Genomic DNA, 13,384 nt, shown 5'->3' with positions numbered 1-13,384 from the left:
ATCGCGCTGGCATATTTCATGCTCGTTGTCTTATACATGGCTGAATAAGGAGGATTTATGAAATTCGCTTTAACTGGTTTTTGCTCTCTCTCCCTGCTTCTTTCGATGACCACGATGGCTTCGGCTCATCCCGAGGCAATAAGGCAGGAAGCCTTGCTGGGTTTGCGGGTCGGCAGTAAGGGCATCACGTATTACGTTTATTCAGGAGGCTGTACGGTCAAGAATGATTTCCAGGTTTACACACTGGAATCCTATCCACCTCAGCTGCAGCTCACGCGTCTAAAAGCGGACAACTGTAAAGTTCTGGTACCAGACGGTGAAGAGATCTTCTTTACCTGGGATGAAGTGGGCTTACAAAAAGGCATGCCGTTTAAAGTTCTCAATCCGCTCCAGGCCTTTGTGGTGCCGGAGTAAGGACCGTAGCTGGCAGCCTTATGACGTGCTGCCAGCAGCTCGACCGCAGGCCTTAATCAAGCCAACGCAGTTCCCTGACAATGATGGCCGGGCGCGATGGAATTTCCACGCCGGGAAGATTGATAAAATCCCCTTCCACTTCAAAGGGCAAACCATTCAGCTGAGATAGTTTCTTTGAGTCCACTTTGTTAAGAACCAGCTCATAGCTGATCTCTGGATTTTCAAAGGTCCGCAGGGCGATGCCTGTGGTTTCGCCGCCAATGGCGCCCAAACCGGCCAGGATCTGACCGCTCACCATAATAGGTTCGTAGGTACCGATCACGCAGGCACCCAGTCTTGGATCATAAAGACTCGAAACAGGGCAGGCGCAACGACTCGCGTGACCCCAGAGATTGATATCCTTGGTGCATGCCATACTGTTGGTCGAGATAATCTCGGCCGACTGAGCATTGGCAGCGAAACCGGCGAGACTGAAAATAATGGCTTTCAACATGTTCATAGAGGGCCTCCTTAGCTGGTGCCCTAGTGCTACACGGTTTCGATGGAAATGTTGAGGCCTGGCTGGCCAACTGAGTCTGATTTTTTGGGAAGAAATTTTCAGAGTACTTTTCGCTGAAACTTCACCGTTTGTGGAACGGTCGTCGATCTCCGGTCACCTGGAGATTGCCAAAGATCCTGAGGCAGGAGCAGCCGGAACGCGATCCGCACATGCTTGCGGTCGTAACCTACGCTCGGCAGCAAGATCGCAATGCTGCCGCTACTTCCTTCCAAAATTCTGCGGACTGCGCTCATGCCTACGCCGCGACCCGAGATCTGAGTCACCTCGGCCTTCGTGGAAAGTCCATCTTCAAAAATCAATTCCGCCAATGCCAGATCCGATAACGACTGACTTGAGTGGAGACGACTGCTTGCGACAGCCAGCGTGCGGATGCGGTCGAGGTCGAGTCCGGCGCCGTCATCAGCCAGGTCAATCTGCAAGTGGGAGCCTTCGGGACGCGCACTGATGGTGATGCGTCCCTGGGCTGGTTTGCCTTGGGCTTCCCGAATCTCGGGGAATTCCAAACCATGATCGATGGAATTGCGCAGCAGATGGGTCATCACACTTTGGATCAGGTCCACCCCAGAGGTCTCGCCATTCCAACCTTTCAGGTCAACTTCGCCCCGAACCGCGTGGCGGAATTCGACATCCGCCGCCTGGACCGAGGAGGAGAGAAGAAACATCGTGGCCAGGAAAAAGCCGACGCAAACCATTCTGATGGTTGACATGTTCGTCTCGAATCATGGGGTTGGAAGCAAAAGCCCTCGACTCTATGGTGTCTGTCGTATGAGCAGAGTAAGCTTTATTTCCCATATATTCAATTTGCGAAAATCAAAGAGTCAAAACCATAGGGTCCCTGCGGCATCGGCTTGCATCGTGCCTCCGGCTTGCAGAGTCACGTTCAGGCTCGATCCGTTGACCATCCTGTTGATCGTAAAGAAAGCCCCTGGTTTCAGGCCCGTAATTAGATGATGGGCGGTTGTCACGGGAACCGTATAGCTCACGTTATTGATGGCAATCAGATTATATGGAAAAAGTACGACCGTATTGTGAATCAAAGCCCCGCTCATCGCCTGCCCACTGGAGCTATGAATCAGAGTCGTGGCGGCTGCAGTTTGGCCACGATCGACTCCCTGCAGGACATGAAGAAAACGCGCCTGGGTAGGATTCCCAACAGCTTCAACGGTGAATCGATGCGTAATGTCATCATATCGGGCTGCGCTGCCCGTCAATTCTGGTCCAAGCCTTGCCACTTGGAGTGTACTTTGCACAGGGAGGAGACTGCTGATCAACAGCTGCTGCCCCTTGGCGCTCGTCATGCTCGCCCGCTTACCCTGAATGTTCGCTGTGGCTGGGAGCTGCAAATGAAAGCGCTTGAAGCGGTCTGCCACAGTCGTCTCGGCCCGATCATAGGTAATGACAAAATCAGGCTTTAAGAAAACCACGGAACGACTCACGTGACTGACATCATGGGTTCCTTCGTGTTCCGAATTATAAAGGCTGGTGGCATCACCCAGAACATAAACATATTCACTGCGGCTGATACGAGCCAGGACCTGCGGATTATTTTCCACGCCCAAGGCATCCTGAGATCCGCGACGCCACATTTCGTTGCGCCGTTGGTCATCATGATCGGGCCTGGCATTTTCCACAGCCAGTGTATTATGGTTATCGGACATCGCAAAATCGACTTCAGAATACCCGATGCGACGCTTGGTAAGCCATTCCCCTTTACGATGAAAATCAAAACTGAGGCCGTCGCCTGTCTGATGATCAATGCCAGCCCAACTCAAACCAAAGCTGAACCAACTGGCATTCGGAGTCCAGTCTGTCCTGGCCAGAGTGCGGCCTATTCCATCGGCAAAATGAGCCAAAGGCAAAGCCGGACGGGGATCCGATGCGGGATGCGCCTGTGGATCAAACAGCATAAAATATAAAATCGATTCCATGGCCGATGTGGGTCGACGGACGCGATCGATAAGTTCCGCCGCGCCGCCAGGAACCATATGCGTTTGAATCCACCGGATCGCTTGAAGGGTCGTTTGATCCTGTTCAGACATGGCCTTGAACGCCAAAGGCGCGAGCGCGGGAATCAAATCAGGCAGCATAAAGCGCTGACCCGCCCCAAACCAGGAAGGTTGATAAACTGAGCCCACCTCGGGAAGTGTCACCGGACCCGGGCTAACCGAATGTAAAAGGGCCGGTAGAACATCTTTCCAGAATGGGTTTTCAAACTTAACCTGCGGCCCGAAAAACGCCGGTTGATCAAAGCCCGAGGTTTTCAACGCCCAAAGAAACTGGGCCTGATAGGCCAGAGATTGGGGACCATATTCAAATCCTTCCGCCAGCAGTCCGCCTCGTGTCGCGGTCCTCTGCATATGATCGACGATATAAAGCCACGACCCCGCGGCATAATGCAAGCGTCCCCGCAGCTCACCGGTTGGATCATCAATTGGGTCCAGACTCATGGCCATAAGTCCGACATTGCGCATGGCGGCGTTGAAGTAATTGTTATTCGCCCAACGCACCTGCGCGCGATCACGGATCAGCAGCTCGTTATTCAAGGTATTCACGGGCAGAGGGTGATGATAGCTTTCCTGAATCAGCTCACGAGTCCAGCGTAAGAAAACCTGACGAATGGTCGCTTTATCCGCGGCACTCAGATACGGGTAAATCCAATCGACGGTCAGACCGAAACTTTCACCCCACCAGCGGCCTCGATCGTTGGTGGCAAAATCTTCCTGACGAAACGGCAGCGTCGCGTGACGTCCCTGGGCTGCGCGATCCATCACATGCATGAGCAGAGTGCGGGCGCGCGTAGCCCAATCCTTGGCTTGCACAGGATCAGCTTCGAGCAGCGAGAGAAAAGCAAAGAGTGTGGCATAACTCTCAGAGGGGTCGCCGACCCACGTGGCCCCTCCGATATCACCCGACGGAATACGGCCGGCGATCATCTCAGCCTTGATGGATCCCGCATACTGTACTAAAGCTTGAAACATGGGGTTACCGGCATGAGCCCAACGGCGAAGTCGCGGCAGATCCTGGGCCGTGATCCAAAGTCGAGGATGGGCAGTAATCGCCGGCAAGGGGCCAGGATTAACCAACGGGTCCTCCGCAGGATTCGGATCAGGATTCGGGAGAGGGTCCGTAGGGCCCGGATTGGTTCCCCCTGCAATGGTTTGATAAACCATGATCAGATGAGCTTCATCCAGTGTCAGATCAAGAGCCGCCTGCGATTCATTATCGATAACGAGAAAAGCCCGTTCCAGGACCTGTTGCGCAGGAAACACCAATGCGGCACTGACCTCAACCGTTTGACCGGGCGTGAGATGATAAGGCGTACAGGCACGAACCAGGGCCCAGTCGCTATCATAAGCCGAGGCGCAGATGGAAAAGTCCACGTTCCGCGACGCATCGTTGCGGATCCTGGCCGATGCTTTCACACTGGCGACACGCTGTGTGGCCGTATCAAGACGACTCTCGAACCACAGTTCACTGCTCCCTGTCGCAAAACGCGCCTGAAGACTCGATCGCCCCACCAAAGGACGGCTGGTGGACACCTGAATGTCACCGCCATCACGCATTTCAAATCCTGTTACCCCCTGCTCAAATCCCGCATCGGCCACAAGGTCAACCGAAACAGGATCGCTCGTACCAGGGCGATTCTGCGCGATTGCGGACGCCGCGTGCAAAGCAAGAGCAAATCCGATTAAAGAGAGGCTTAGAGCTGAAGCTGCGCGATGGAGCATGGTGTATCCCCTTCCTGACAAGGGTCAAATTCAGGAAGAGGACGGAGTGGAGCTGCTGATGCTGCAATTTTGGGTGAATCTGTTGCCCCCCGCTTGCAAAAGCGGCCCAAAATCATATACATAAACTGTTCAATTCACGAAAATACAGGTGACATCACAATGATAAAAAGCTTTTCTGGGCTCTCCTTGATTCCACTCCTCACGTCCAGTGCTTTGATGGCAGCCGATGCGGCTCCTCAAGTAAAAACCAGTCCCTGTCAAAAGCAGCAGGGATTCGCCGCCATCGTCCATGGGGGTGCAGGCGACTGGGATTTCAAACAGAAAAATGAAGCGGCTTATCGGCGAGCCATGGAAGACGTCATGGGCCGCGTGCATAAAAATTTGCAGGCGGGCGGCACGGCCGTGGATGCTGTTGCAGAAGCCATCGTCGCTTTGGAAGACAATCCTCTTTTCAACGCTGGACGTGGGGCCATTGCCAATAGTCTGGGCAAGCATGAGCTGGACGCATCCATTATGGATGGAACCACTTTGAAAGCAGGCGCGGTGGCCGCTGTCACGACCATCAAAAATCCTATTCTGGCCGCGCGAGCTGTGATGGACCAGTCCGAACACGTCCTGCTGGTGGCCGGCGGTGCCGAGGATTTTGCATCGAAGCGTCAGATTCAGCTGGTTAAGCCAGATTATTTTGATGGGAAGGAAAAAGACAAAAAAGCTGGTTATAGGCCAGCTCCAGGTGAAGAAAAATTTGGAACCGTGGGCGCGGCCGTCCTGGATCGCTGTGGAAATCTTGCCTCTGGAACCTCAACGGGAGGCTTCAAAGCGAAACTGCCGGGACGCGTTGGGGACTCTCCTATTATCGGTGCGGGAACCTATGCTGATAACCGAAGTGCGGCCATCTCAGCCACGGGACACGGCGAATATTTCATCCGCTATGCCGTGGCTCATGATATTACAGCTCGCATGCGCTACCAGGGTTTGAGCCTGCCTCAGGCTGCTGACACACTGATCAAGGACGAACTTTTGAAGGCGGGCGGATCGGGAGGAATCATCGCCGTCGATCGCAACGGCAAGACGCATGCTTCCTATAACTCCCGAGCGATGCTGCACGCCACGGTTCATGCGGATGGAAAAATCACCGTTCGATTCCAATAATTTCAAGAAGACCTGTCGATCGGCGTCACACACGCGATGACAGGCAGTTCCACCACAAACCGCGTATGCGGGCTTTGCTCATCCAGGTACAAACGCCCGTCATGCTCGCTGGCAATCGCATGCGAAATACTCAGGCCCAAGCCGGTGCCCTGGCCATAAGGTTTTGTGGTGAAAAATGGTTCCTTGATGCGCTCGCGTATCGCCTCTGGAATTCCCGGTCCGCTGTCAGACACAGCGACCACGGCCTTCCCATCCTGTTCATCCAGTGTGAGGGCGATCCAAGGGTCGGGCATATTCTTGACAGCATCAAAGGCGTTATTCAGAAGGTTAAGAGCAATTTGGCCAATTTCAGCTGGCCGGCAGGCCGTACAGATATGGATCGAAGGTATCTCGACATCGAATTTTATCCCCCGGCTGGCAAACTTTTCACGACAAATACTGGCCGTATCCCAAAGGATCTCGTTGATCGCATAGTTCAAGAGTCCGTTGGCGGGATCGACTCTTGAAAGTCGCAAAAGCCCACTGATAATGGCGGTGATACGGCGAACGGTGTTTTCGGCTTTTTCGCCAAAGCTTTCCAGTTTTTCCGGAGAGAGATGCTCACTCTTAAGGTGCTGACGTATGATGCGGATGTAGCCGGCGATGATGGTGAGCGGATTGTTGATCTCATGCGCAATGCTGCCGGCCATCTCACCCAAAGATGACAGTCGCGCCGAATGCTGGATGAGCATCTGCTGCTTTTCATTCTCTTGAATACGTTTCTGCACTTCCTCTTCAAGGCTGGCGTTCAGGACTCTCAGTTGATGCTCCGCACGTTCGAGCTCCTCATAGGATCGTCCAATGTTGAGCCGCATTTCGTTTAGCGCCTGGACAACGTCTTTCAATTCGCCCTGAACATCATTGGAAATTGTCCATGATGGCGGCAGCACCTTATTATTTTCGATTCTCATCTGCCGAGCGTAGGCGGCGATGGAGCGCAGATGTTGCATGATAAGCCTTTCAAAAATGAAAAGCATGAAAATCGCCATCAGGAAGGTTTTGGTTCCTTGGGCAAAAAGGATGAGAAGCAGCTTTTTGCCAAGATTGCGGTAAATACGGCTAATGTCTGACCCTAAAGTGAGCTCACCCACGTATCGGGCCTGGCCATCATGCTGGTAGTAAAGGTTGACCGTGTGAACCGCAATAGCCGCGGACTGGGGTGGGTCCTTGCCTGTGACCGGTCCTTCCGCAAAAGTTATCTTCACATGATCGATCGTCGGTAGCGCCTCCAGTCCATGATATATTTTCTGAACGGCTTCCAGATCCACATGCCACAGCGCAGTCGCCGTGATTCCATGATAACTCTTCTCGATGTTCTCAAAGGTCAGATTCACATCATCAATGTCCCTTTGATAATCATAGAAGAGCTGAATAAATGTCACAAAGACAGCCACGATCGAGCTGTAAATGATAATCGATAGCGCAAGCTTTTTGGAAAGGGGAGAGGCCGAACCAAACATTCTGAATGATATTTTTTTCACAAATGGCTTACCCCTCTCTCCCCTGTTGGAATGGATCAATCCTTCAGAAAATTAAAGTCATAGGAGGCTTTAGGGTGAAGCCATTTGGAATACTGCGTAAAATCCACGGGCGTTGACGATTGCGGATCTATAATCCGGCGGTACGCATCCACATTCGCCAAGGTCACAGGAACCATCGGTGTCATCCAGAGTTTTTCCTTGAACTGGCCCAGCTTAAAATAATCATAGAGTACAATCAAAGATCGGGCCCCATCCAGAATATGACCACCGACACTGGTCACCATCTCGCGCTTTTTGATCGCCGCCAGGCCCTCGGGCGAGCTATCAATGCCGCCGATAAATAAATTCTGTCCCAATACATAGTCCATCGTTTTCGCTTTCTCTACGACTCGCAAAGCGATGGCATCATTACCGGCCCAAACGGCGTTGATCATCGGATAGCGCTTTTTCAAAAGCTCGAATTGTTCCGGCGCCGTTGGCGCTGTCCAGGCATCCGCGATCACTTGATGCAAGGTGATATCTTTGAACTCGCTGACCGCACGTCTTAAACCTATGGCGCGCAGCCTGGCGGGTGAATCCGCCTGGTCCCCATTGATAGCAATCAAATGGACATGTGCTATGTTCTTGTTTCGCATCTCGGCGCGCAGAGCTTTCACCAGCTCATAACCGGCCTGGACATCGTCGGGCAGGAGTTCCCCGATGAGGTGAGGCCACGCAGCAGCCTCACCAGGCTTCAATTCCAGGCTCGCATTCACCGCAAAGGTTTTCACCTGATGCCGGGCGGCCATTTGCATGATTTGCGGACCATTGCCTTTAAAACTTTTGAACATAAGGACATCAGGCCTGTCCGGAGATAGGGCCAGTTGTTCGGCTTTTTGAATCATGGCGAGATGCGATTCATGCCCATGATAGACTTGGACGTCCATCTTAAGCTGGTTCGCTGCAACATTCATAATGCGGACAAAATGGGTCCAGAACATATCCATTTTATCAATCAGGAGCGCGACACGGATGGGTTTATCAGGCGAACCCAGCGGCTTGGCATTGGCGCCAAAAACATGGGGTGACCAACCCATCAACACGAATATAAGCAGTAGGGAAAAATACTGTTTCATCGAAATTTCCTGATGATAAGTATCAGACGAAAAAAAGCTTTCGCTTCGTGTCTGGGTTTAAACCATTCAACAGTTCCAGTCAATTTGTACCAGATTTAAAGTAAGGCCTTCAGCAACTTGAGTACTAATCATCATGCCCGAGCCTGGTGGAACCAGGTCGGAATAGATCAAAGCCCAGGCGCGTGCCCGGGCCTGGCGAATGATGGGGCCTGGCTTGTGAATCTTATAAGGCGGGAGGAAGGCGTTGGATGAGGTTCCTGGCTTGTGTCGATACACTGATTTCCGTGCCATTCAGAATGCCACGCAGGCGAGCCATGTCATCGATAATATAAAAATGCCCGGCATGGACAAAGTCCCGGCCGTTGGCGATTGGCCTTGCCATAACCTGACTTGCCAAGGTGTCCTGGATCAAAGATTTCACGGCTGAGCCGCGTAAAAAATGCCAGTTTTTCTGATCCACCTGATGAGCTTCCGCGAAGGCTTTCAATCGCTCGGGCGTATCAAACTCGGGATCGACGGTGAAGACAACATACTGCACATTGGAACCCGACGTGGCTTTGGCGACTTTTTTTAATTCCTGCACGACAAAGGGACAAAAGCCGCTGCAGGAGGTGAACATGAACGCAACCACCGACGTTCGGCCCAGAAACAGCGAACGATCGTGCTTCTTAGCATTTTGGTCAACCCATTCCGCGTCAGGCATCTGTACAATGGGTTGCGTCGGGTCCCAGGTAGGATTCAAAGTCTTCGCTGTGTAAAAGGGCACGCCCGCTCCGGCCTCGTTAACCTGATCAATCAAAGTCCCACGGCTACGAGCGATGGCATCCTGAGCTGATTCCGGCTTCTGACAACCAAGGACCAAGGCCCAAATCAGAGCTGCTTTTTGCGCTTGCAAAATGGTTCTCCCATAATCCCGACTTTTTCGCCGTTTTGATAAACATAATTGTGAAAAGGCTTGCCATCGAAGGTCCAGGTTTTGTGGGTGATCTCTTGGTCCATCTGATAAAGATTGTACTCAAGAACCTGACCTTCGGGTCCCCAGGTCCACTGTTCTCCATGGGCCAGGCCTTCGTGATAGGAGCGCCAGGTTTTGATTCGGGAATTCTCATACCAGGTCTGGGCCAGACCATGGTAACGGCCGTGACGGTAATGCTGTTCCCGTTCGCGATGACCATTGTGATACCAGGAAAGTTCCACGCCGTGCCGCTGACCTTGAAGGTACGTGCTCAGCAGGGCTGGTCGAAAATTGTCATGAAAGCTGACGACGAGTCCCGTCCATGGCTGACCTTTCCATTGACGCTGCAGGTTCACCGAAGTGAGATCCGGATGGCCGTCCCTCACCACAAAGCAGGACGCGCCCCAGACAAGAAGCGTTGGCCCCAAAAGCCAATAGATGATCTTAAGCATCCCGAGGGCCCGTCCCTGTGCGAAGGGGTTCTGCCAGGACTTGCGCAGAATCCGTTTTCCATTGGTTTGATTGACCTGATTATAACATTTGAGACTTTGTCAGGTCATGAGGGGGGAAATTTTTGCCTGGCGTCAATGGATCGAAATTTCGCTCCAGCATCCAGATGACTCAATTCATCGTAGGCGGATTCAGACATGGTATCCAAAATTCTGTATTCCAAAAGTTCCTTGAGCCGTTCTTCTTCATTGCTGGGTAACTGAGCCGTCAGCACGGATTGCCTCCATCATACAGGGTTCTGAGTAGCGCCCGCAGGGACCAGTCCTTCACTCTAAAATGGGTATTTCGCTGCGACTACGGTCATTTTGGCAGCAAACAAGCACAACCTTGACTGCAAAAAGAGTCTGCTCGGTTTTGCGGTTTTAGGCTAACTTTTGCTAAGAGAAAACCTGGGAGGACTTTGCTATGTGCTACTCCGCACTCGTAAAAAGATGGACCGACAAAAACAGCGGATTGCCCATCATGGTTCGGGATCAAAAGGACATTTATGAAAAGGCCGCAACCGAAGACTCCAAGCGCTTCCCACCCCTGCGCGATCGGATTTTCCCTGGCTCCTATGGCCCGGTGATTCACCAAGGCAAGGGTGAAAGTTTTACATCGGAGTTAATGCGGTATGGCGCCTATCCGCCTCATACGATCGCCAACCCTAAAAAATACACCACCTTCAATGCCCGGCGGGACAATCTGCTGAGCAATTTCTGGTCGGTGGGGTTCATGAAGCATCATGGCTTTGTGGTGCTGGAAGCGTTTTACGAATGGGTGGCGGTGAAGGATCTTTTAAAGGCTGGAGTTGTAACTCTGGCGCAGGTTAAAGCGGAATTCGAAAAGCAATCGGAAGAGCGCAAGGCCCGTATTCTGGCTGCAGGAAAGAAGTATAAGCCAACCCCAACAGAAACCAAGGACCCCCGGCTGCGGCAAATCGTCATTGAATTCAAGCCAAACGATGACAAACCTCTGCTGGTCCCGACCATCTTTTCTTTTTCCGAATCGGGCGAGGGATTTGACAGCGGCACGGACAGCGGTTTTGCCATCATCACGGATGTGCCAACTCCGGAAATCGAAAATGCCGGCCACGATCGATGCCCGGTTATTTTGGATTGGGACGAGATGCAGCGATGGCTGAACCCCAAATCCATGAGTGCCGAGGATTTTCTTGAGCTGCTGAATAATCGGAAAAAGCCGCTGTTCGAGCACAAGCTGGCCGAAGCCGCGTGATTCAACTTCGGTTGGTTAACAGGACGGGAGGGGTGGCAACGCTGAACTCAATGCTCTTCCAAAAGCGATTGAGCTTTTTCTCCTCATCGCCATACATGTAGCCCATGAAAGCCACCGGGCTGTTCTTTTGGTCAATGAACCGGGTCGCCATATAGCGGCCGGCCTTGGTTCGGAACACGCCTTCATTCATGTCGGCTGGACTCCGACCTGCTTTATAGACTCTCATGGCCGACACGATAATACGTTCCGCGAGATTAGGGATATACGAAATCGCATAGGCATTTTGCTTGAGCGGGTTGATCACGTCAGGGATAAATGTCAGAACGATGGAATCATGGGTGTCCTGGGTTCCCGGAAAGGCGATGGATAATTCCTGCACCGCAATCTTGATTTTGCCATCGGCTCGGCTGATGGCAACGCCTGCCATGAAATTGGGTTTAAAGCGATTGCTGGCTGCCAGGAATTCAGTCCACTCACTGCTGGAACCCGAGTAACTCAGAGTAAACTCCGAAATATCCACCCGGAACATGGCGGCTACCGTCTCGGGTGTCAGCATCGTTTCATGCGTATGAAAGAAACAGGCCACATCGCTGGGGCGTGGTGTGCAGAGAAGCGCGGCCGTGCTTTCGATTTCATTCATTTTCCAGCTGTACATCAACCAATTGCGGCCCAGCAGATCCGTGGTTAGACTCGCGATGGTGGGCGGTCCCAGGGTTGTATAGAAGAGATCCTCATCCACCACCTTGCGAGACATCACACGTCCTGTGGACAGAATGGAGTCCATAATCTCCTTGGGATTCGAAAGCAGGGTCTCAATTCTTTCGCCTCGATTTTTACCAATGAAGAATAGGGATTTCTCGGCAATGCGCTGGAGCAGGATGCGTCTTTTGGTTTTTCGATATTTTTCCAGTTCCCCTTCGTCACCATCAACCTGAGAAAGATCCTGGTTGACGAACTTGACATGAGTGAAGAAGGATCCCTTACGCGGGTTTCTGAGATAGTTTTTCGCCCCTTTGGAATTAAGAACACCGTTTTTGATCCAACCTGATTCGTAAACCCGAGCCATTTTCATCAGGTGATCGTTGGTTCCGGCCATCAGCAGCCGCATCCAGTCCATCATCGGCATGATCTGATGGGACGCGATAGCCAGATCACTCTTGGCATAAAGCGGCCGCACGACCTTGTTCTGAAAACCCAGGTCTTTTTCCAGATATTCCAGCCGTGACTTGAGTTTGGTCAGCTCATTGAAAGGAATCGCGATATTCAGGTCCTCGCCCTGAATCTTACGGATGACAATGCCAAGGGCCCGTCCACTGCTATCAATTAAGGGACCACCCGAGTTGCCAGGACTCACGGGCGTTGAAAAATAAATTTCCTTCCACTCACCGTTCTTGGGTTCAGGGGACAGAGAGGAAATCTGCCCACCACAGCGCAGGCTAATGCCCTGGCCGAGTGCATTGCCCGGAACACAGACGTCATCGCCGATGCCATAGGATTTGGTGACCGAAACCGGAACGATCTTTTTGGGATAGGTCTTTAACGTAAAGCTGACAATATCAAAACGGTTCGAATAAAGGGTCACGGCATCCACCGCAAAGACTTCGCCAAAGATATTTCGCACATAGAAGTTTTGAGTAAATGGCGCAAAGTTCGCCTGAAAAACATGGGCGGCTGAAAATAATTCCTTGTCATTGATAAACCAGGCCGTTCCAATCGAGATATAAGAATCGGTTCTCTGTTTAAACGGAATTTTTTGCAGGGGAATGGGACGGTTCAGCTCGGCTTTTTCATCTTTGACTCGATCGATCAGCACTTCAACGACGGAGTACTGAAAGGTTTTCTTGATAGGATTGGCCGAACTCACGGATGAGCTGAAGCATGGCAGGAGAGACATGATAATCAAAAGTCTATGCAACATGCTTCACCCTCCTGGACACAGGTGGCCTTGGGATCGTTCGATGGGATATGGCTCTTATCTTATTGAATGCAAGTTTCGTGAAAGGAGTGTCACGCCTTCGACTTTGGCTAACACCTGGAGTATGCGTAGGAATTTATGGGCAATCGGGCAGCCAAAGCTGGCTCATGTGTCGGTGAAAACTACGGTGTCGGGGCATTTTCCAACAGTAAGGCCCTGGAAGAATAAGGAAAAAATTGCGAAAATCGCAATAACTGTTGTCATGAACCCACAAGAACAAGGTCGATATTCAACATCCTTC

Annotated in this window: 12 protein-coding genes; 3 read left to right on the top strand and 9 right to left on the bottom strand. The window is 52.0% G+C overall.

What is annotated here, in order from left to right; translation table 11 throughout:
- Window positions 1-57: 57 nt before the first annotated feature.
- A complete protein-coding gene (locus tag VE954_RS12260; protein ID WP_324953082.1) occupies window positions 58-414 on the top strand; it encodes a hypothetical protein in 357 nt (118 codons plus the stop codon).
- Window positions 415-466: 52 nt separating this feature from the next.
- Here the strand turns inward: VE954_RS12260 and VE954_RS12255 are convergent, their stop codons facing one another.
- From VE954_RS12255 to VE954_RS12245, 3 genes are all read right to left on the bottom strand, one after another.
- Window positions 467-913, bottom strand: coding sequence for a hypothetical protein (locus VE954_RS12255; RefSeq protein WP_324953081.1), 447 nt, complete (start codon window positions 911-913; stop codon window positions 467-469).
- A 98-nt stretch (window positions 914-1,011) separates the two neighbouring features.
- Window positions 1,012-1,680, bottom strand: coding sequence for an ATP-binding protein (locus tag VE954_RS12250; protein ID WP_324953079.1), 669 nt, complete (start codon window positions 1,678-1,680; stop codon window positions 1,012-1,014).
- A 111-nt stretch (window positions 1,681-1,791) separates the two neighbouring features.
- Window positions 1,792-4,701 (bottom strand): hypothetical protein, encoded by a 2,910-nt coding sequence (locus VE954_RS12245; protein ID WP_324953078.1) that lies wholly within the window; start codon window positions 4,699-4,701, stop codon window positions 1,792-1,794.
- Window positions 4,702-4,860: 159 nt separating this feature from the next.
- Here VE954_RS12245 and VE954_RS12240 point away from each other — a divergent pair, with 159 nt between their 5' ends.
- Window positions 4,861-5,853: an isoaspartyl peptidase/L-asparaginase gene (locus VE954_RS12240; protein ID WP_324953077.1), complete on the top strand. Its 993-nt coding sequence runs from the start codon at window positions 4,861-4,863 to the stop codon at window positions 5,851-5,853.
- A 2-nt stretch (window positions 5,854-5,855) separates the two neighbouring features.
- On the opposite strand, the gene VE954_RS12235 is transcribed toward VE954_RS12240, so the two are convergent.
- The 5 genes from VE954_RS12235 to VE954_RS12215 all read right to left on the bottom strand — a co-directional run bounded on the left by VE954_RS12235 (window position 5,856) and on the right by VE954_RS12215 (window position 10,167).
- Window positions 5,856-7,373 carry a sensor histidine kinase gene (locus VE954_RS12235; protein ID WP_324953075.1) on the bottom strand — a complete coding sequence of 506 codons (1,518 nt, stop codon included), beginning with the start codon at window positions 7,371-7,373 and terminating at the stop codon, window positions 5,856-5,858.
- Between the two features lie 35 nt (window positions 7,374-7,408).
- Window positions 7,409-8,488, bottom strand: coding sequence for an ABC transporter substrate-binding protein (locus VE954_RS12230; protein WP_324953073.1), 1,080 nt, complete (start codon window positions 8,486-8,488; stop codon window positions 7,409-7,411).
- 223 nt (window positions 8,489-8,711) lie between these two features.
- Window positions 8,712-9,383 carry an SCO family protein gene (locus VE954_RS12225; protein ID WP_324953071.1) on the bottom strand — a complete coding sequence of 224 codons (672 nt, stop codon included), beginning with the start codon at window positions 9,381-9,383 and terminating at the stop codon, window positions 8,712-8,714.
- Complete coding sequence (locus VE954_RS12220) at window positions 9,359-9,895, bottom strand: hypothetical protein (RefSeq protein ID WP_324953069.1); 537 nt, start codon at window positions 9,893-9,895, stop codon at window positions 9,359-9,361. Before VE954_RS12220 ends, VE954_RS12225 begins: the two co-directional genes overlap by 25 nt.
- 104 nt (window positions 9,896-9,999) lie before the next feature.
- Window positions 10,000-10,167 carry a hypothetical protein gene (locus VE954_RS12215; protein WP_324953067.1) on the bottom strand — a complete coding sequence of 56 codons (168 nt, stop codon included), beginning with the start codon at window positions 10,165-10,167 and terminating at the stop codon, window positions 10,000-10,002.
- 191 nt (window positions 10,168-10,358) lie between these two features.
- Between VE954_RS12215 and VE954_RS12210 the strand changes: the two genes are divergently transcribed.
- Window positions 10,359-11,168, top strand: coding sequence for an SOS response-associated peptidase family protein (locus VE954_RS12210; RefSeq protein ID WP_324953065.1), 810 nt, complete (start codon window positions 10,359-10,361; stop codon window positions 11,166-11,168).
- A gap of 1 nt (window position 11,169) precedes the next feature.
- Here VE954_RS12210 and VE954_RS12205 read toward each other — a convergent pair whose 3' ends face one another.
- Window positions 11,170-13,086, bottom strand: a complete 1,917-nt coding sequence (locus tag VE954_RS12205) for a serine protease (protein ID WP_324953064.1) — start codon at window positions 13,084-13,086, stop codon at window positions 11,170-11,172.
- Window positions 13,087-13,384 lie beyond the last annotated feature (298 nt).

This window comes from Oligoflexus sp., assembly GCF_035638955.1.
In the GTDB taxonomy this organism is placed as follows: Bacteria; Bdellovibrionota_B; Oligoflexia; order Oligoflexales; family Oligoflexaceae; genus Oligoflexus.
Note: the sequence above shows the minus strand (reverse complement) of the source record. Positions and strands in the feature narration are given on the sequence as shown.

Bases quoted from the DNA above. Each gene is read 5' to 3' on its own strand.
- VE954_RS12255 (WP_324953081.1), bottom strand. From the start codon at position 913: ATGAACATGTTGAAAGCCATTATTTTCAGTCTCGCCGGTTTCGCTGCC.
- VE954_RS12210 (WP_324953065.1), top strand. From the start codon at position 10,359: ATGTGCTACTCCGCACTCGTAAAAAGATGGACCGACAAAAACAGCGGA.
- VE954_RS12205 (WP_324953064.1), bottom strand. From the start codon at position 13,086: ATGTTGCATAGACTTTTGATTATCATGTCTCTCCTGCCATGCTTCAGC.
- VE954_RS12245 (WP_324953078.1), bottom strand. From the start codon at position 4,701: ATGCTCCATCGCGCAGCTTCAGCTCTAAGCCTCTCTTTAATCGGATTT.
- VE954_RS12250 (WP_324953079.1), bottom strand. From the start codon at position 1,680: ATGTCAACCATCAGAATGGTTTGCGTCGGCTTTTTCCTGGCCACGATG.
- VE954_RS12240 (WP_324953077.1), top strand. From the start codon at position 4,861: ATGATAAAAAGCTTTTCTGGGCTCTCCTTGATTCCACTCCTCACGTCC.
- VE954_RS12230 (WP_324953073.1), bottom strand. From the start codon at position 8,488: ATGAAACAGTATTTTTCCCTACTGCTTATATTCGTGTTGATGGGTTGG.
- VE954_RS12220 (WP_324953069.1), bottom strand. From the start codon at position 9,895: ATGCTTAAGATCATCTATTGGCTTTTGGGGCCAACGCTTCTTGTCTGG.
- VE954_RS12260 (WP_324953082.1), top strand. From the start codon at position 58: ATGAAATTCGCTTTAACTGGTTTTTGCTCTCTCTCCCTGCTTCTTTCG.